Source organism: Mesorhizobium sp. B2-3-4 (assembly GCF_006442315.1).
Lineage (GTDB): Bacteria > Pseudomonadota > Alphaproteobacteria > Rhizobiales > Rhizobiaceae > Mesorhizobium.
The window spans coordinates 38,392-56,525 of the sequence record NZ_VFVY01000026.1 but is presented as its reverse complement, the minus strand read 5'-3'; the positions used below and the strand labels follow the sequence as shown (position 1 = coordinate 56,525).

The window sequence follows — 18,134 nt, the reverse complement described above, 5'->3', positions numbered from 1 at the left end:
TTGAATGGCCTCCAATTCAACTCCTTTGAATTACGCGGACTGCCGCTAACTCGGCATAGAGATTTCTGCATTCAAAACTTTAGAGATAGCTCCTGCCTATCATTTGATCCCCTTGGCGACTAACCATCAAACGGCACATCTATTATGTAAGATGCGAAACTCGAATTCGATCCCGCATATATGGATATCCCATCGTCAGGGCTGATTTCTATACTCTTCTTTTTACGAAATGCATCTAGCGCCGTCCTTATTTGGAAGTTACCGCCTCGATCCGGATTTTCAAGTATCGAGGTGAACTCTAGATCCAAATCTACGCTACTCTGATAATTAATCCCATCTAACTTCAATCTCTGAATAAAAATCATTAGCATAACAAACGAGTGATCCATATTGGCACTACGCCGCTGCATATCCTCTTGAAACATTGAACCCGGTATTCCAAGAACATCTGGGTCGAGACACGCGGTTACGAATATATCTCTGTAATCAAAATCTCCGTGACGATGTGCCTGAATCGCCATAGCCATACATTCATTCCAAATTCCTCGCCGGTATTTATACCCACCAATACTCGTCTCCAGAGCAACTTTATACAAGGCAATCTGGCTATCCCACGCTTCCCGACGTTCCGTTATGTTAAGTTTGCTATCCGCCGTGTAGGAAATTGTGTTCAGCCAAATTGCTCTAAGAAAAGGCGTTTGGAATGTAGACAGGTTATCCCGTAGTCTTTTGCGGCTGCCGGCGTCTCCGAACGCGGAAACGTTATGAGAGAGCTCTGCACCGAAGCGAGCATTGATTTTGTTTATGACTGGAGTGGCTGACCATCCACTCGGATTGCCAATATGCTCAGGATTGATTGCTATGAACTTTTGTGATGCATCTTCCACTAAATTTGTCAGAAACAACCAGTGCGGAAGCTCGTCCGCATTGTATCCATCGAGGAGAATAGGTTGAGCGTCTGCAAATGCCCCCAGGCGGTTAACGATAGCCGAGCGCAGAAACGCAGCATAAGCATGCACCGCGTTCTCAGCACCGCGACGGAATTGAAGGGACTTTAGAAACTGGAGATGGCTCCTTGTTTCAGGTGAGTTTATCTGGAAGGCTCGCGCAGCTTGCCATAGCTTGATCGCGTCGGAAGTTTCTGCGAAAGGCGGTATCTCGGTGAACCCTGTCCCGAACCCCTGCCTTTCAATGAAGTGCAAGACTTCTTCTGTTACGTCTGAGCCCTCGCCTAGGATGAAATCGCTGGCACCATCGATCCCATCAACAGCGAGCCCAAACAGATTCTTCGCATTGATCACCGTTGACGATGTTGCCGCCGCTGTTGCCGCTAGAAATATAAGTCGGCGCCGAGTAATTCCTAGCCCTCCGAACTCCTCGCCTGCCATCTCCGATAATAATTGATCAGCCTCACGATGATGTTTGCTGTCTTTAATATACATACCTAAAAGAGCTTTTATTTTCTGCTCTGACTCGACAGCGCCCGGAAGATATTGCTTGATAAAATCGTACCAAAACCTCGCCGAATTCCTCATTGATACCCTCCTCAAGAACCACGGGCTGCATTCGTATTCTCTATCAGTGCGGATACGAGTAAATAAAATATTCTTTTCTACCTACCGGCCATGTCGACATTGAATCTCGAATCGAGGGAGGGCACGCGCCGTCTTCCTAAATCGGAGTAAAAGTGCTTTCTGCGCTATATCTACTTCCTTTGAGAACTCCGTTCACTCGCCCCGTTTTTTGCCGCTCTATCAAAAGCCGCGATGATGGTGTTTAAAAAGTGACGGAGAGTTCGCAATTGTTGCGGAGCCCGTGCTCGGGACAAGCCTGAAATGGAATTGCTCTTCGGTAATGGGTTCTGGGTGATCGTCAAGTGATCAGAAATGGCGACAACGGGGTCGGTTGGAGAACGTCAGCTTAGCACCAAGCTTTTCCACTACCGGCCAGTCAGCACTCGGCTCCACCTCGGCCACTAATCGCAAACCACCTTCCTCCCCTCCTACGCCGTCTCCTTCACCCTAGCCGCCAAAAAATCCGGCAAATCCGCCACCGAATCCAGGATGACATCCGCGATCTCGGCCAGCGATTCACGCGTGCCCGTACCCGACAGCACGCCGACCGCCAGGCCGCAGCCGCCGGCGCGGGCCATTTCGAGATCGTGCCTGTTGTCACCGACCATGGCGATCTCGGCTGGCTTCAGCCCGGTAAGATCGCAGAAGGCCTGGATGGTGTCGGGGGCAGGCTTGGGGTTGGCGACGGCGTCGTATCCGTAAGCGGCGACGAACAATTGCGCGACGCCGAGCGTGACCAGCGTCTTTTCGGCGCCGCTGGTCGAATCGTTGGTGGCGACGCCGAGACGATAGGATCGCTTGTGCAGCAGGGCCAGCGTGTCGACGATGCCGGGCAGCGCCACCGCCATCGCCGAACCCTTCACCGAGGTGATCTCGTTGAAACGGGCCACCGCCAGCATCTGGTCTTCGTTCGACAGGCGCGGGAACCACAGTTCGACGACGTCGAGATTGGTGCCGGAGGCAAAGATGGAGTCCGGCTTGAAACGCCGGTTGGCGAAATCGAAGCCGGCCGCCGCGAGCAGCCTGTCGGCCTTCCAGCGATCGCCGTCGGATGCGTCCATGGCCATGAAATCGGCGACGCCGAGCCAGGTGGCGTTGAAGTCGACAAGTGTCCCGTCCTTGTCGAACAATATCCCCTTGATGTCTGCCAAATCAGTCACTCCGAACCACGCAATTTGTGGATGTATCCCACCAGGCCAGCCGTCGATGCATCCCGCCTGGCGGCACTTTCCTTGCCCTCAACGACAGGCAGCAGGCCGGTGGCCAGTTCCTTGCCGAGCTCGACGCCCCACTGGTCGAAGGAGTTGATGTTGAACAGCGTCCCCTCGACGAAGACCCGGTGCTCGTAGAGAGCGATCAGCCGGCCAAAGGTGCGTGGGTCGAGCTTGCGGTAGAGGATGGTCACCGAGGGCCGGTTGCCGGAGAAGACACGATGCGGCGCTATTTTGTCGACATCGGCCGGCTTCATGCCCTTGGCCAGCATCTGCGTGCGCGCTTCCTCCAGCGTGCGGCCCTTCATCAGGGCTTCCGATTGCGCCAGGCAGTTGGCGAGCAGCAAATCATGCTGGTGCTTGAGATCGGGTTCGTGGCCGACCGCGGCGGCGAGGAACTCGACCGGGATCAGATCGGTGCCCTGGTGCAGCAACTGGAAGAAGGCGTGCTGGCCGTTGGTGCCCGGCTCGCCCCAGACCAGCGGCCCGGTCGGCGTCGTCACCGGCGTGCCGTCCAGGGTGACGCTCTTGCCGTTCGATTCCATATCGAGCTGCTGCAGATAGGCCGGCAGCCTGGACAGGCGCTGGTCGTAAGGGATGACCGCGCGGGCCGGATAGCCGCAGATCACGCGGTGCCACCAGCCGACCAGCCCCAGCAGCGCCGGCAGGTTCTTCTGGAGCGGCGCGGTGCGGAAGTGCTCGTCCATCTCGTGCGCGCCGTCGAGAAAGGCGCGGAAACTCTTCGGGCCGATGGCGATCATGACCGGCAGGCCGATTGCGCCCCAGACCGAATAGCGGCCGCCGACCCAGTCCCAGAAACCGAAGACGCGGTCCTGCTCGATGCCGAATTTGGCCACCAGGTCGAGCGCCGTCGAGACGGCGGCGAAATGCTTGCCGACCGCTGCCTTGCCGAGCGCCTTCTGCACCCAGTCGCGCGCCGTCTGCGCATTGGTCATCGTCTCGACCGTGGTGAAGGTCTTGGAGGCGATGATGAACAGCGTGGTTTCGGCGGACAGGCCCTTCAACGTGTCGTGGATATGGGCGCCGTCGATGTTGGAGACGTAGTGCGCGCGGGGACCGTCATGGTAGGGCGCCAGCGCCAGCGTCGCCATGGCCGGACCGAGGTCCGAACCGCCGATGCCTATGTTGACGATGTCGGTGATCTTCTTGCCGGTGGCGCCTGTTGCCTTGCCGGAGCGGATGGCATCGGCGAAGGCACCCATCGCGTCGAGCACGGAAAGGACGTCCGCCTTGACATCCTGGCCGTCGACCGTGACCCCCTTGCCGCTCAGATTGCGCAGTGCCGTATGCAGCACGGCGCGGTCTTCGGTGATGTTGATCTTCTTGCCGGCGAACATGGCGGCGCGGCGGCCTTCGAGATCGGCGGCCGAGGCCAGCTTTTCCAGGAGATCCATTGTCGCTGCGTCGACGGCGCATTTCGACCAGTCGAGCAGCAGGTCGTCATCGGTGGCGGAGAATGTCTTGAACCGCTGGGGATCGGCGGCAAAGGCCTGGCGCATATCGCCAGGCGCCGCGGCGCGATGATCGCGCAAGGCGGCGAGCTGTTTCTTGAAGGCTGACTGATCCACTGGCGGGGGACTCCTGGCGTTTTGGACGCACCATATCAGACCGGATGTTTCCGGCGCGTGTCGTCGCGCAACAACTATTGAGCCGAATTCCATCCGGTCAATACGCGGCGATGCCGCAGCGCATCACGATGCCATGACACAATGTATCGGCCGGCCGGCAGGTCAGCGCCTCGTTCGAGCTTGAAGGATTACTTTTCGAGCTTGAAGGATCACTGGCATAAATCCCAAAGATCAGAAAAATTGATTGGCGCAACCCCTTGTGCCACGGTTACGTTCGGCTGGTCCAGCCAAGCGAAAAAGGCTGGCCATCAAGGAAGATTCTCCATGCCACAGAGAAACGACACGGCGATATGGTCCGGCCTGTTCCGGATTTCGGCCGAATCCGGCCAGACCCTGCAGGCGCAGATCCGCCAAGCCATCGTGGCCGCCATTCTCGACCGCCAGATCGCCGCCTCGATGCCGCTCCCCTCCTGCCGGATCCTGGCCGAAAAACTCGGCGTGGCGCGCGGAACGGTGGTGCTGGCCTTCCAGCAGCTCGTCGACCAGGGTTTCCTGGTGGCGCGCGAGCGGCGCGGCCATTTCGTCAATCCCGATGTGCTGGCGACGCCGGCCAAGCCGCACCAGAAGGCACCCGACCAGGCCAACGAGATCGACTGGAAGGCACGCCGCCAGATCGCGGCCAGCGACATGCCGCCGCCGGCCAAGCACGACAACTGGATCAAGTCGTCCTACCCCTTCGTCTATGGCCAGTTCGACCCGGCGCTGTTCCCCACCGCCGAATGGCGCGAGTGCAACCGCATGGCGCTGGCCGTGCTGGAGATCCGCAACTGGGCGTCCGACATGGTCGACCGGGACGATCCGCTGCTGATCGAGCAGATCCAGGCGCGACTCCTGCCCCGGCGCGGCATCTTCGCCAATCCCGACGAGATCATCGTCACGCTTGGCGCCCAGAACGCGCTCTACATGCTGGCGTCGCTGCTGATGACCAAGGGCTCGAAAGTCGCGATGGAGGATCCGGGCTATCCCGACGCGCGCTCAATCTTCCGGCTCGCGGGGGCCGATATCCAGCCGGTTCCGGTCGACCAATCCGGCATCGTAACCTCCTCAATTCCCAGTGATTCCGGCTTCGTGTTCGTCACCCCCAGCCATCATTGCCCGACCATGGTGCCCTTGTCGGCCGAACGCCGTCAGGACCTCCTGGCGCGCGCCAACCGGCACAACCAGATCATCATCGAGGACGGCTATGACAGCCAGCTTCTCGACGAGGCGCCGCAGCAGGCGCTGAAGAGCCTCGACCGCTCCGGTCGCGTCGTCTATGTCGGCTCGATGTCGAAGACGCTGGCTCCCGGCCTGCGGCTTGGCTACATCGTGGCTTCCGCTGGCCTAATCGCCGAATTGCGGGCGCTGCGCCGTTTCATGCTGCGCCATCCGCCGGCCAACAACCAGCGCGCCGTGGCGCTGTTCCTGTCGCTCGGCCATCACGAGGCGCTGGTGCGGCGGCTGTCGAGCGCCTTCGACGAGCGGCGCAAGCGTCTGGTCCATGCGATTTCCGCTTTCCTGCCCGAATGGCGCTCGACCGACTCGGCCGGCGGCACGTCGCTCTGGCTGGAGGGGCCGCGCGGTACCGATTCCCGCGGTTTGGCTGAAGCCGCGGCCTCGCGCAGCGTCATCATCGAGCCAGGCGATCGGTTCTTCGACCGCACCGAAAAGCCTTCGCGTTTCATGCGCTTGGGCATTTCCTCGATCGCGCTGCAGCACATCGAGCCCGGCATCCGTGAACTCGCCACGGCTGCCGGACGCAGGCCCGCCGCCGCCTGATCCATCCTCCGGGACTTTGACGGGAGCCGCTGCCAAGCGGCTCCCGCTCTGTTTTTCTGGCATACTCGACCCCTCCTGCTGGCTCATAGGCTGTACCAATGCCGTTGGCATAGTCGAGCACCAAAGGGGAAGAAGCAGCCGATGGTGGACCAACCGCCGCCCTGTTTCTCGCAAAAGGTGGAGTGCCTCCATGTCAGTGGTTCTTGAAAAGCAGGATGCGGCGGACCAGCGTTCACGCCGCTCCGGCGGACGCGAAGCGCGCCGCGCCATGCGGGCAGCGCCGCTCGCCGACGACATCAGGCCGGTGCGCCCGGGGCTCGAGGGCGGCAGCTACGGACCGCTCAAGGGCAATGACCAGGAGCGCATCCACGAAGCGGTGCTGACCCTCCTGGAGACGGTCGGCTTCGCCAACGCCATCCCCTCCTGCATCGAGGCGCTGACCAAGGCCGGCGCCACCTATGGCGACGACGGCCGCATTCGCTTTCCGCGCGCGCTGGTGCTCGACACGATCAAGAAGGCTGCGCGCAATTTCACCTTGCACGGCCAGGACCCCAAACACGACATGGTGATCCAGGGTAAGCGCGTGCATTACGGCACCGCAGGTGCCGCCGTGCATCTGGTCGATGTCGAGAAGCGCCAATACCGCGAATCGCTGCTGCAGGACATCTATGACGCCGCCCGCATCGTCGACGGGCTCGACAACATCCATTTCTTCCAGCGGCCGATGGTGCCGCGCGACATTCCCGATCCGCTCGAGATGGACTTCAACACGCTTTACGCCTGCGTGATGGGCACGTCCAAGCATGTCGGCACCTCGTTCACGGTGCGCGAGAACGTGCAGCCGGCGCTGGAAATGCTCTATGCGATCGCCGGTGGCGAGGAGAATTTCCGCGCCCGGCCCTTCGTCTCCAATTCCAACTGCTTCGTCGTACCGCCGATGAAATTCGCCGAGGACGCCTGTGGCGTGCTCGAAGCCTGCGTCGAGGGCGGCATCCCGATCCTGCTCCTGTCGGCCGGACAGGCCGGCGCGACGGCGCCGGCGGCGATTGCCGGCGCGGTCGTGCAGGCGGTGGCCGAAGTGCTGGCCGGTCTGGTCTATGTCAACGCCATCAAGCCGGGGCATCCGGCGATCTTCGGCACCTGGCCGTTCGTGTCGGATCTGAGGACCGGCGCCATGTCCGGCGGCTCGGCCGAGCAGGCCGTGCTGACCGCCGCCTGCGCGCAGATGGCGCAGTATTACGACCTGCCGGGCGGCTCCGCAGCCGGCATGACTGATTCGAAACTGCCCGACATCCAGTCCGGCTACGAAAAGGGCATCACCGACGTGATGGCCGGCCTTGCCGGGCTCAACCTGGTCTACGAATCGGCCGGCATGCACGCCTCGCTGCTCGGCTTCTGCCTGGAAAGCCTGATCATCGACAACGACATGCTCGGCCATTGCCTGCGCTGCGTGCGCGGCATCGAGGTGACCGACGAAGCGCTGTCGATCGACACCATTGCCGAGGTCTGCCTGAACGGCCCAGGGCACTATCTCGGCAACGAGCAGACGCTGCGCCTGATGCAGACCGAATATTTCTATCCCGCCGTCGGCGACAGGTTCTCGCCCAAGGAATGGAACGAGAAAGGCCGGCCTGATATATTGCAGCGGGCGATCATCGAAAAGAAGCGCGTGCTGGCCGAGCGTTTTCCGCGGCATGTACCCAAGATGCTCGACGACAAATTGCGCGCCCGCTTCGGCGAGATGATCAAGCTGCCGCGCAACGGCATGGGCGGCTAAAGCCGCCTTCCCCAACCACAATCAGCCGACGCTGAGCCCGTAGCGCTCGACCACCTCGGCGTTGATCAGCTTGGCGTGCAGCGCCATCAGCACGATCCGCGCGTCGAAACCGTCGCCGGTTTCGAGCGCCGCCTCGATCCGCCGCTCGGCCTCCAGCCGCTGCTGCTGACCTTGCGAACGTTCAAAGGTCTCCGGCCCGGCGATGCAGTAGCTGAACAGGCTCGCCACCTGCGGATAGGCCTGCTGCGGCGGCTCCTCGGGCCAATGATCCTTCATCAGATTGACGATGGTGAGTTTTACCCCTTCCGGCACCAGGGCCGGATGCAGGTCGGCGCCGCGCAAGGCCGCGTCGAGCTGTCGCAGATCGCCCGAGCGGCCGAACATGCCGAGAAAGCCGAGGGAAGAGCGTCGTCCCGCCATGATGATCCATCCGTTTCCAACCACTTAGGTGGTCAGGCGGCGGAATACAAAGCAAGCCTGGATCTAGCTGCCAGCGGCCAGCAGCAGCACGCCTGCAAGGGCGCATCCCGCAAGCGCCGGCAGCATGCCGGTCTTCAGCTTCAGCACAGCGACCATGGCGGCGCAGGAGAGCAGCGCCGCGCGCCAGTCGATCGATGAAAGCACCGGCACGCTCATGCCGTAGCCCGTCACGTGCACCTCGCGGAAGACGACGTGCAGGGCGAACCACAAAGCGAGGTTCATGATGACGCCGACGACAGCGGCGGTGATGGCGCCGAGGGCTGCCGACAACGCCTTGTTGCCGCGCAGCGCCTCGATATAGGGCGCGCCGAGGAATATCCAGAAGAAGCAGGGCGTGAACGTGACCCAGAGCGTGAGCAAGGCGCCGAGCGATCCGGCAAGCAACGGTTCGAGCGACCCGGAATGGCGGAACGCCGCCAGGAAGCCGACGAACTGCAGCACCAGGATGAGCGGACCCGGCGTCGTTTCCGCAAGTCCTAGTCCATCGACCATTTCACCTGGAGCGAGCCAGCCAAACGACTGGACGGCGGCCTGCGCGACATAGGCAAGGACCGCATAGGCGCCGCCGAAGGTGACGACGGCCATAAAACTGAAGAACCGGCCGATCTCGGTCCAGACGCTGGCCGAGCCGGTGAACAACCCGATGACAAGGACCGGCCCGAGCCAGATCGGCAGCCAGATGGCGATGGTGCGCGGCGCATGCCATGTCGTTGGTCTGACATGGGTCAGTTCACCGCGCTCGAACATCAGGTCTACCACGCCCTTGGACGCGGCGGCGTCGTCCTTGGCGTGCGCGGAACCGGAAAACAGGCCGGGGACAATATGGTTGCCGAGCCAACCTGCCAGGCCCGCGAGCAGGACGATAAGCGGAAACGGCACGTTCAACGCGTAGATGGCGATGAAGGCCGACACCGCGACCGCTGTCATCACCCGGTTCTTCAGCGCTCGTCGTCCGATCCGGATGAGCGCCTCGACGACAACGGCAAGCACCGCCGCCTTGATCCCGAAAAACAGCGCCGCGACCAAAGGGATATCGCCATAGAGCGCATAAAGCATGCTCAAGGCGAGCATGACGAGAGCGCCCGGCACGACGAACAGGATGCCGGCGACAAGCCCACCGATCGTCCTGTGCAGCAGCCAGCCGATGTAGATGGCGAGTTGCTGGGCTTCCGGGCCCGGCAACAGCATGCAGTAGTTCAAGGCATGCAGGAAACGCTGTTCGCCGATCCAGCGCCGGTCCTCGACCAATTCCTTGTGCATGAGCGCTATCTGGCCGGCCGGCCCGCCGAAGCTCAGCAATCCGATCGTCGCCCACAGCTTCAGCGCCTCCCGGAAACTCGGCGCAGCCGGCTCCACCACATTCTCCCCGGATACCATGGCGCTCATGACACCTTGCCCGCCGCCGGCCAATTGTGGGTTTCGTCGGTGGCATCGCGGCACCAGCGGAAGAACGCGTCATAGAGCAGCATGCCGGCCTCCAGCTGTTCCAGGTCGTCGCGGAACATGCGTGACAGGCCAAGCGAGGCGGCGAGAAACCCTGCCGCCTGGGGAACCAGATCGAGGCGCGCCGTGTCGGCCGCGCGCACGATCGCGGCGAGGCGATCGAGCGGCCGGGAGTCCAGCCCGAACTCCTCGATCATGGTGTCGAAGGTGCAGCGTTCGCCACGATGGCTCCAGAACACATTGTCGATGTCGAAAGGCACCGCCTGAAAGCGGTCGGCAACTGCCAGGACCTCGGCGGCTTCGACGAACAGGAACACCGCCTCGGGGTCAACGAAACGCCGGATCAGCCATGGGCAGGCGATGCGGTCGACTTTCGGCCGGGCCCGCGTCACCCATGTGGTGCGGCCCTTTTCGTCGCGCGGCGGCACGTTGCCGGTGTCGACGAGAAGCCCCTTGCCGTCGCGCCAAGCTTCAAACCCGCCTTCGAGGGATTCGGCGGGGCGTCCTTCGTGCCGTAGCCAAGCGGCCACGCCTTGCGAGAGCTTCTGGCCTTTCTGGCAGATGACGGCCACCGGCTTGCCGGCCAATGCCGCCGCCCAGGTCGAAACGGTTTTGAAATCGCGCCGGATCGCGCCCGGCAGCAGCCGCGGATCGGCGGCGAAATCCTCATCGATGCGAACATCGACGATCACGGGCGCGCCCGGCAAACCGACCAGGCGGGATAGTTGCGATACGGTGATAGCGGTTGTTGACGGCATGGCGTCCACCTCCTGAAAAGAGAAGCCTGGACGCGAACGTTGGGCTGACGCCTCACGGGGTCGTCGCGATACACCCCTTGCCGCCATCGTGGAATTGTCGGCCACGCTTGTCAAGGATGACGAACGGCGGCCCGATCCGAATCAAGTCGCCGTCTGTCGTTCATGCGGGCACCTGGTCGCGGGACACTCGACGAGTGTCCCGCGACAATCAGTGATTGTCCCTCGGCACGCCCATTGTGTGAGCGACGTCCTGGTATTTCACCGCCGGCTTCAGCACCATGCCGGCCGAGAACTGGTCGACCATGCCGCGCTGGATTTCCTGCCACGGCGTCTGGTGCTTGGGATAGTGATAGCCGCCATCGCTTTGCAGTTCGGCGCGACGCCGGGCGATCTCGTCATCGCTGACCAGGATGTTCGCGGTGCCCTTCCTCAGGTCGATGCGGACGCGATCACCGCTCCTGAGCAGTGCCAGACCGCCGCCGACGGCGGCTTCCGGCGAGGCGTTCAGGATCGAGGGCGAGCCCGACGTACCCGACTGGCGGCCATCGCCGATGCAGGCCAGCGAATGGATGCCCTTCTTGATGAGGTAGGCCGGCGGCTGCATGTTGACGACCTCGGCGCCGCCGGGATAGCCGACCGGGCCGGCGCCGCGCATGAAGAGGATCGTGTGCTCGTCGATGCCTTGCGCCGGATCGTCGATGCGGGCGTGGTAATCCTCCGGGCCATCGAAGACCATGGCGTTGCCCTCGAAGGCTTCCGGGTCGTTCGGATTGGACAGATAGCGCTCGCGGAATTCCGGCGAGATGCCGCTCATCTTCATGATCGCGGAATCGAACAGATTGCCCTTGAAATTGATGAAGCCGGCATTGGTCTTCAACGGCTTGTCGACGGTACGGATGACATCGGTGTTCTCGTTGGCGACCCCCTTGCAATTGTCGCCGATCGATTTGCCGTTGGCGGTCAACGCATCGGGATGCGGCAGCACGCCGGCCTTCATCAGTTCGGCCACAACGGCCGGCACGCCGCCGGCGTGATGATAGTCCTCACCGAGATATTCGCCCGACGGCTGCAGATTGACGATGAGCGGCACTTTGAGGCCGATCTCCTGCCAGTCGTCATTGGTAAGCGGCACGCCCAAATGGCGAGCGATGGCGTTGAGATGGATCGGCGCGTTGGTCGAGCCGCCGATCGCCGAATTGACGACGATGGCGTTCTCGAAGGCTTCGCGTGTCATGATGTCGGACGGCTTCAGATCCTCATGCACCATGTCGACGATGCGCTTGCCCGTCTCGTAGGCGATCTGGCCGCGCTCGCGATAGGGCGCGGGGATGGCGGCCGAACCTGGCAATTGCATGCCGAGTGCCTCGGCCAGCGAGTTCATGGTGGTGGCGGTGCCCATGGTGTTGCAATAGCCGGTCGAAGGTGCCGAGGAGGCGACGATGTCCATGAATTCGTCATAGTCGATCTCGCCGGCCGAAAGGCGTTGGCGCGATTCCCAGACGATGGTGCCCGAGCCGGTGCGCTTGCCCTTGTGCCAGCCATTCAGCATCGGGCCGACCGACAGCGCGATGGCTGGGATGTTGACGGTGGCCGCCGCCATCAAGAGCGCCGGCGTGGTCTTGTCGCAGCCGATGGTCAGCACCACGCCGTCCAACGGATAGCCATAGAGCACCTCGACGAGGCTGAGATAGGCGAGATTGCGGTCGAGTGCCGCTGTCGGGCGCTTGCCGGTCTCCTGGATCGGATGGCAGGGGAACTCGAACGGAATGCCGCCCATCGAGACGATGCCTTCGCGCACGCGCTTGGCGAGCTCGATATGGTGCCGGTTGCAGGGCGACAGATCCGAGCCAGTCTGGGCGATGCCGATCAGCGGCTTGCCCGACATCAGCTCGGCGCGCGTCAGGCCGTAATTCAGGTAGCGCTCCAGGTACAGCGCCGTCATGCCCGGATTGTCGGGGTTGTCGAACCACTCCTGCGAGCGAAATTTCTTATTCCTGGTGGGGGCGCCTGCCATCGTGGTCTCCGCATTTGTATGACAAATCCCTATGACAACGCGCTGATACAGGCAAGAGGAGGTACTGCCCGAATCAGGACTTTGGTGCCGGTGGACTTGCGTTGGACCCTACGTTACGCCTTTTTGGAATAGCGCTGGGAGATATTGATGGCTTTGGTGATGGAAGGCGAAGAACACATCGCGGCCCCTGTCCAGAAGGTCTGGGAGGCGCTGAATGATCCCGAGATCCTGAAGCGGGCCATTCCTGGCTGCCAGAGCCTGGAGATGAGTTCGCCGACCGAAATGGCGGCGACCGTGGTGCTGAAGATCGGGCCGATCAAGGCGACCTTCAAGGGCGAGGTGACGCTGAAGAACCTGAAGCCGCCGCACGCCTACACCATCCAAGGCGAGGGCAAGGGCGGCATTGCCGGCTTCGCCAAGGGCGGTGCCGACGTGACGCTGACCGAGGACGGCCCGGATGCCACAATCCTCAAATACGCGGCCAGGGCCGAAGTCGGCGGCAAGATCGCGCAACTTGGCAGCCGGCTGATCGAATCGACCTCGAAGAAACTCGCAGGACAGTTCTTTTCGACATTCGGAGAGAAGGTCGGCGGCTGATCCCCGGGATCACGAAGACGATGGATCACTCGAAGACGATGCTCGGCACCGCCGCTTCGGCAGCGCCCCGCTCCTCATTGACCCTGTCCCAGACCTTGGTGGCGATATCGCGATAGATCTTCGCCTCGGCGCCGTCGGATTTCGAGACGACCACCGGCGCACCGGCATCCGAGCTTTCGCGGATGCCCATTTCCAGCGGCACCTCGCCGAGGAAGGTGACGCCCAGCCTCTCGGCCTCGCGGCGCGCGCCGCCATGGCCGAAAATGTCGTAGCGCTTGCCGGTATCGGGGGCGATGAAGTAGCTCATATTCTCGATGATGCCGAGCAACGGCACATCAACCTTCCTGAACATATTGAGACCCTTGCGGGCATCGATCAGCGCCAGGTCCTGTGGCGTCGAGACGATGACCGCCCCGGCCAGCGGCACCTGCTGGGCCATGGTGAGCTGGGCGTCGCCGGTGCCGGGCGGCATGTCGACGACGAGCACGTCAAGCCGCCCCCATTCGACCTCGCGCAGCATCTGGGTCAGCGCCGACATCACCATCGGCCCGCGCCAGATCATCGGGGTCTCCTCATCGACGAGGAAGCCCATCGACATTACCTTGAGGCCATAATTCTCCATCGGTTTCAGGATCTTGCCGTCGACCGTCTGCGGGCGGCCGTGAATGTCGAGGAGCCTCGGCATGGACGGGCCATAGATGTCGGCGTCGAGCACGCCGACCCGCAAGCCGTTGGCGGCGAGGCCAAGCGCCAGGTTGACGGCCGTGGTCGACTTGCCGACGCCGCCCTTGCCGGAGGCAACCGCGATGATGGCGTCGATGCCGGGCACGCCGCGCTTGCCTTGGCTTTGCGAGGCGGGCGCCTGCGGCACGGGGCGCTGCGGCGCAGCCGGCGGTGCGGGCTTCGGCACCGGACGCGCCGGAACCGGCGCTTCCATGCCGCCGCCTTTCTTTTCGGCCGTCAGCGCGACGACCGCACCGGCGACGCCGGGAATGGCCTTCACCACCCGCTCGGCGGCGGCACGCAGCGGTTCCATCTCCTGGGCTCGCGCAGCGGGAACGGTGATCGAGAAGAACACTTTCGAATCGGCAATGAAAATCTCCGAAACCATGCCGAGATCGACAATGTTGCCGGTGAAGTCAGGCCCGTTGACCGTCTTCAGACGCTCGGTGACGATTTCCTTGGTAACGGACATGGTTGATGTTCCCTGGCTTTCAGCTGCAGCTCACATAGTGCAGAACGCCGGCGGCTCCAAGCGCCAGGCAAGGTGACGGTCGTCAAGCGGCCGAGTTGACCTATTTCCATGACCACCACAACCACGCAGGAGACGACCATGCTTGCAAACAGCAATGCAACAGCAAACCTCGCCGTGAAGGACCTGGCGAAGGCCAAGGCCTTCTATGCGGGAACACTCGGCCTGGAGCAGGTGCACGATGAGGGCGGCGAACTGATCGTGTACAGAAGCGGCAGCACCACCATCAATGTTTATCATTCCGAATTCGCCGGGACCAACAAGGCGACGGCGGTGACCTGGATGGTCGGCGACGAAATCGGCAATGTCGTCAATGGCCTCAAGTCGAAGGGCGTTGCCTTCGAGCATTACGATATGCCCGGCTTGACGATGGAGGGGGACATCCATGTCGGCCACGGCATGAAAGTCGCATGGTTCAAGGATCCGGACGGCAACATCCTCAATCTCGTGGACCGATAAGCCCTGCGATCGGATGGCGCGTCCGGTGCTACAAGATCGAACACAGCACTATCTGGCGCGGTGCCGGCGCGCCGGATAACGTCCGCCAATGATCGACAAACTCGAATTCTTCATCGCGCTGGCCAGGGAAGAGCATTTCGGGCGCGCGGCGGAAGTGTGCGGCGTCACCCAGCCGACCCTGTCGGCCGGCATCAAGCAGCTCGAAGGCCAGCTCGGCGTCATGCTGGTCAATCGCGGGTCGCGGTTCCAGGGACTGACGCCGGAGGGCAAGCAGGTGCTGGTCTGGGCGCGCCGCATCGTCGGCGATTCCAGGACCATGCGCGAAGAGATGCGCGCAGCCCGCCACGGCCTGTCCGGGCGCATCCGCATCGCCGCCATTCCCACCGCGCTCGCCATGGTGGCGCGGCTGACGACGCCGTTTCGCGACAAGCATCCGGGCGTGACATTCTCGATCCTGTCGCGGACTTCGATCGAAGTGCTGTCGCTGCTTGGCAATTTCGATGTCGACGCCGGCATCACCTATCTCGACAACGAGCCGCTCGGACGCGTGACCAGCGTGCCGCTTTATGACGAGCGCTACCAATTGATCACCGCCGTTGGAAACCCCTATTCCGACCGCGACAAAGTGACATGGGCCGAGATCAGCCAGCTGCCGCTCTGCCTTTTGACGCCGGACATGCAGAACCGACGCATCATCGACCAGCATCTGGCCGAAGCTGGCGTGCAGGTGCGGCCAACGCTGGAATCCAATTCGATGATTGTCTTGTTCTCGCATATCCGGACCGGCAAATGGTCGTCGATCATGCCGCTCAACCTTGCGGAAACATTCGGCTTTTCCGAGCCGATCCGGGCCATACCGATCGTCGAACCCGACGCCAGCCACACGGTCGGCCTGGTGGCTGCGCCGCGCGAACCGCACACGCCGCTGGTGCAGGCGCTGCTGGACGAGGCGATGGCGCTGGCAGACGATTTCCGCGCCCATCACTAGGACTACACATGATGGCGGACGACAATCGATAGAGATTTTCTATCGAGCAACGGAACAGCTTTATTGATTTCAGAGGTTTCCTCTGATTTCTTAAGCACTTAGCGCTAGACGCCACGACCCAGGGAGGGCACTGCATGACGATGCAGGCCGCAAGTACCGAGATCGCATCGCGCACCGCCGCGATTGTTCAGGACATGAAAGGCCTCGAAGGGCCGTTGCTGCCGATCCTGCACGGCATCCAGGAAGAATTCGGCCATGTGCCGCAGGCCTCGCTGCCGATCATCGCCGAGGCGCTGAACATCTCCAATGCCGAAGTCCACGGCGTCGTCACCTTCTATCATGATTACCGCAGCCATCCGGCGGGCCGGCACGTGCTGAAGGTCTGCCAGGCCGAGGCCTGCCAGTCGATGGGCTCTGACGCCGTTGCAGCCAAGCTCAAGCAGTTGCTGGGCATCGGCTTCCACGAGACCACCAAGGACGGTTCGGTGACGCTGGAGCCTGTCTATTGCCTGGGGCTGTGCGCCTGCGCGCCTTCGGCGATGCTGGACGGCGAAGTGATCGGCCGGCTCGACGACGAGAAACTCGACGAGATCGTCGCGGAGGTACGCTCATGATCCCGCGCATCTACATTCCCGGCGATTCCGGCGCGCTGGCACTGGGCGCCGAAAAGGTCGCCAAAGCGATCGCCAATGAGCTCGCCGAGCGCGGCATCGAAGCCAAGATCGTGCGCAACGGCTCGCGCGGCGCCTATTTTCTCGAGCCGATGGTCGAGGTTGCGACGGCAGCGGGCCGTGTCGCCTACGGGCCGGTGAAGCCATCGGACGTCAAGAGCCTGTTCGACAGCGGTTTCCTCAAGGGCGGCCACCACAAGCGCTGGCTCGGCGCGCCGGACAAGATCCCGTTCCTGGCCAAGCAGACAAGGTTGACCTTCGCCCGCTGCGGCATCAACGACCCGCTGTCGCTCGATGCCTACAAATCGCTCGGCGGCTTGAAGGGCTTGCAGAATGCCGTCGCCATGGCGCCGGCCGATATCGTCAAGCAGGTCACCGAATCGGGCCTGCGCGGACGCGGCGGCGCCGGCTTCCCGACCGGCATCAAGTGGAAGACGGTGCTCGATACCGCGGATGAGCGCAAATACATCGTCTGCAATGCAGACGAGGGCGACAGCGCCACTTTCGCCGACCGCATGATCATGGAGGGCGACCCCTTCGTGCTCATCGAAGGCATGGCGATTGCCGGCATCGCCACCGGCGCGACCAAGGGTTTCGTCTATATCCGCTCGGAATATCCGCACGCGGTGGCAATGATGAACAAGGCGGTCGAGGTCGCCCGCAAGGCCGGCGTGCTCGGCGTCAATGTGCTGGGTTCTCCCAACGCCTTCGACATGGAAATCCGCGTCGGCGCCGGCGCCTATGTCTGCGGCGAGGAGACCTCGCTCCTGAACAGCCTGGAAGGCAAGCGCGGCGTGGTGCGCGCCAAGCCGCCGCTGCCGGCGATTCAAGGCCTGTTCGGCAAGCCCACGGTGATCAACAACGTCATTTCGCTCGCTTCCGTGCCTGTCATCATGGACAAGGGCGCCGCCTTCTACAAGGATTTCGGCATGGGCCGCTCGCGCGGCACGATCCCGATCCAGATCGCCGGCAACGTCAAGCAGGGCGGCCTGTTCGAGGCTGCCTTCGGCATGACGCTGGGCGAGATCGTCGACGACATCGGCGCCGGCACGGCGACCGGACGTCCGGTCAAGGCGGTTCAGGTCGGCGGGCCCTTGGGCGCTTATTTTCCCCGCGCGCTTTTCGACACGCCGTTCGACTATGAGGAATTCGCCAAGCGCGACGGGCTGATCGGCCATGCCGGCATCACCGTGTTCGACGATACCGCCGACATGCTGAAGCAAGCGCGCTTCGCCATGGAATTCTGCGCCATAGAAAGCTGCGGCAAGTGCACGCCCTGCCGCATCGGTTCGACGCGCGGCGTCGAGACCATCGACAAGATCGCAGGCGGCATCGAGCCGGAAAAGAACATCGCGCTGGTCACCGACCTCTGCAACACGATGAAGTTCGGTTCGCTCTGCGCGCTGGGCGGCTTCACGCCCTATCCGGTCATGAGCGCACTCACCCATTTCCGCGATGATTTCAAACCGGCGCCGGTTGCCGAAGCAGCAGAGTAGGAGCCAC

15 protein-coding genes are annotated in these 18,134 nt (G+C 62.4%); 7 read left to right on the top strand and 8 right to left on the bottom strand.

Going from position 1 to position 18,134, the window contains the following annotated elements:
• Positions 1 to 119: 119 nt before the first annotated feature.
• The 3 genes from FJ967_RS29675 to pgi all read right to left on the bottom strand — a co-directional run bounded on the left by FJ967_RS29675 (position 120) and on the right by pgi (position 4,374).
• Positions 120 to 1,535, bottom strand: a complete 1,416-nt coding sequence (locus tag FJ967_RS29675; protein WP_140735868.1) for a hypothetical protein — start codon at positions 1,533 to 1,535, stop codon at positions 120 to 122.
• Positions 1,536 to 2,002: 467 nt separating this feature from the next.
• Positions 2,003 to 2,725, bottom strand: a complete 723-nt coding sequence (locus FJ967_RS29670; protein ID WP_140735867.1) for an HAD family hydrolase — start codon at positions 2,723 to 2,725, stop codon at positions 2,003 to 2,005.
• Between the two features lie 5 nt (positions 2,726 to 2,730).
• On the bottom strand, positions 2,731 to 4,374 hold the full coding sequence (gene pgi, locus FJ967_RS29665; protein ID WP_140735866.1) for a glucose-6-phosphate isomerase: 1,644 nt from the start codon (positions 4,372 to 4,374) through the stop codon (positions 2,731 to 2,733).
• A gap of 324 nt (positions 4,375 to 4,698) precedes the next feature.
• On the opposite strand from pgi, the gene FJ967_RS29660 reads away from it, so the two are divergent.
• Together FJ967_RS29660 and FJ967_RS29655 are read left to right on the top strand one after the other, a co-directional pair.
• Positions 4,699 to 6,192, top strand: coding sequence for a PLP-dependent aminotransferase family protein (locus FJ967_RS29660; RefSeq protein WP_006202854.1), 1,494 nt, complete (start codon positions 4,699 to 4,701; stop codon positions 6,190 to 6,192).
• A gap of 190 nt (positions 6,193 to 6,382) precedes the next feature.
• Positions 6,383 to 7,969, top strand: a complete 1,587-nt coding sequence (locus FJ967_RS29655; RefSeq protein WP_140735865.1) for a trimethylamine methyltransferase family protein — start codon at positions 6,383 to 6,385, stop codon at positions 7,967 to 7,969.
• Between the two features lie 21 nt (positions 7,970 to 7,990).
• Here the strand turns inward: FJ967_RS29655 and FJ967_RS29650 are convergent, their stop codons facing one another.
• The 4 genes from FJ967_RS29650 to FJ967_RS29635 form a co-directional block, all read right to left on the bottom strand.
• A complete protein-coding gene (locus FJ967_RS29650; protein WP_140735864.1) occupies positions 7,991 to 8,389 on the bottom strand; it encodes a hypothetical protein in 399 nt (132 codons plus the stop codon).
• A gap of 63 nt (positions 8,390 to 8,452) precedes the next feature.
• Positions 8,453 to 9,835 (bottom strand): chromate efflux transporter, encoded by a 1,383-nt coding sequence (chrA, locus tag FJ967_RS29645; protein WP_140735863.1) that lies wholly within the window; start codon positions 9,833 to 9,835, stop codon positions 8,453 to 8,455.
• Positions 9,832 to 10,650 (bottom strand): chromate resistance protein ChrB domain-containing protein, encoded by an 819-nt coding sequence (locus FJ967_RS29640; protein WP_140735862.1) that lies wholly within the window; start codon positions 10,648 to 10,650, stop codon positions 9,832 to 9,834. The genes chrA and FJ967_RS29640 overlap by 4 nt, the downstream gene beginning before the upstream one ends.
• Before the next feature lie 208 nt (positions 10,651 to 10,858).
• Positions 10,859 to 12,664, bottom strand: coding sequence for an IlvD/Edd family dehydratase (locus tag FJ967_RS29635; RefSeq protein ID WP_140735861.1), 1,806 nt, complete (start codon positions 12,662 to 12,664; stop codon positions 10,859 to 10,861).
• A 147-nt stretch (positions 12,665 to 12,811) separates the two neighbouring features.
• Here FJ967_RS29635 and FJ967_RS29630 point away from each other — a divergent pair, with 147 nt between their 5' ends.
• Positions 12,812 to 13,261: a carbon monoxide dehydrogenase subunit G gene (locus FJ967_RS29630; protein ID WP_140735860.1), complete on the top strand. Its 450-nt coding sequence runs from the start codon at positions 12,812 to 12,814 to the stop codon at positions 13,259 to 13,261.
• Positions 13,262 to 13,286: 25 nt separating this feature from the next.
• On the opposite strand, the gene FJ967_RS29625 is transcribed toward FJ967_RS29630, so the two are convergent.
• Positions 13,287 to 14,456, bottom strand: a complete 1,170-nt coding sequence (locus tag FJ967_RS29625; RefSeq protein ID WP_140735859.1) for an Mrp/NBP35 family ATP-binding protein — start codon at positions 14,454 to 14,456, stop codon at positions 13,287 to 13,289.
• 138 nt (positions 14,457 to 14,594) lie between these two features.
• On the opposite strand from FJ967_RS29625, the gene FJ967_RS29620 reads away from it, so the two are divergent.
• The 4 genes from FJ967_RS29620 (at position 14,595) to FJ967_RS29605 (ending at position 18,127) form a co-directional block, all read left to right on the top strand.
• A complete protein-coding gene (locus tag FJ967_RS29620; protein WP_140735858.1) occupies positions 14,595 to 14,972 on the top strand; it encodes a VOC family protein in 378 nt (125 codons plus the stop codon).
• A gap of 88 nt (positions 14,973 to 15,060) precedes the next feature.
• The gene (locus FJ967_RS29615) at positions 15,061 to 15,960 is read left to right on the top strand and encodes a LysR family transcriptional regulator (protein WP_140735857.1); all 900 of its coding nucleotides are present in this window, start codon (positions 15,061 to 15,063) and stop codon (positions 15,958 to 15,960) included.
• Positions 15,961 to 16,094: 134 nt separating this feature from the next.
• Complete coding sequence (locus FJ967_RS29610; protein WP_140735856.1) at positions 16,095 to 16,574, top strand: formate dehydrogenase subunit gamma; 480 nt, start codon at positions 16,095 to 16,097, stop codon at positions 16,572 to 16,574.
• Entirely contained in the window at positions 16,571 to 18,127 is a 1,557-nt protein-coding gene (locus FJ967_RS29605) for an NADH-quinone oxidoreductase subunit NuoF (RefSeq protein WP_140735855.1), read from the top strand. The genes FJ967_RS29610 and FJ967_RS29605 overlap by 4 nt, the downstream gene beginning before the upstream one ends.
• Positions 18,128 to 18,134: the final 7 nt, after the last annotated feature.

Excerpts from the sequence above, each read along its gene's own strand:
- FJ967_RS29655 (WP_140735865.1), top strand. The coding sequence starts at position 6,383 with ATGTCAGTGGTTCTTGAAAAGCAGGATGCGGCGGACCAGCGTTCACGC.
- FJ967_RS29675 (WP_140735868.1), bottom strand. The coding sequence starts at position 1,535 with ATGAGGAATTCGGCGAGGTTTTGGTACGATTTTATCAAGCAATATCTT.
- FJ967_RS29640 (WP_140735862.1), bottom strand. The coding sequence starts at position 10,650 with ATGCCGTCAACAACCGCTATCACCGTATCGCAACTATCCCGCCTGGTC.
- FJ967_RS29620 (WP_140735858.1), top strand. The coding sequence starts at position 14,595 with ATGCTTGCAAACAGCAATGCAACAGCAAACCTCGCCGTGAAGGACCTG.
- FJ967_RS29635 (WP_140735861.1), bottom strand. The coding sequence starts at position 12,664 with ATGGCAGGCGCCCCCACCAGGAATAAGAAATTTCGCTCGCAGGAGTGG.
- FJ967_RS29625 (WP_140735859.1), bottom strand. The coding sequence starts at position 14,456 with ATGTCCGTTACCAAGGAAATCGTCACCGAGCGTCTGAAGACGGTCAAC.
- FJ967_RS29610 (WP_140735856.1), top strand. The coding sequence starts at position 16,095 with ATGACGATGCAGGCCGCAAGTACCGAGATCGCATCGCGCACCGCCGCG.
- FJ967_RS29660 (WP_006202854.1), top strand. The coding sequence starts at position 4,699 with ATGCCACAGAGAAACGACACGGCGATATGGTCCGGCCTGTTCCGGATT.
- FJ967_RS29650 (WP_140735864.1), bottom strand. The coding sequence starts at position 8,389 with ATGGCGGGACGACGCTCTTCCCTCGGCTTTCTCGGCATGTTCGGCCGC.
- FJ967_RS29615 (WP_140735857.1), top strand. The coding sequence starts at position 15,061 with ATGATCGACAAACTCGAATTCTTCATCGCGCTGGCCAGGGAAGAGCAT.
- chrA (WP_140735863.1), bottom strand. The coding sequence starts at position 9,835 with ATGAGCGCCATGGTATCCGGGGAGAATGTGGTGGAGCCGGCTGCGCCG.
- FJ967_RS29605 (WP_140735855.1), top strand. The coding sequence starts at position 16,571 with ATGATCCCGCGCATCTACATTCCCGGCGATTCCGGCGCGCTGGCACTG.
- FJ967_RS29630 (WP_140735860.1), top strand. The coding sequence starts at position 12,812 with ATGGCTTTGGTGATGGAAGGCGAAGAACACATCGCGGCCCCTGTCCAG.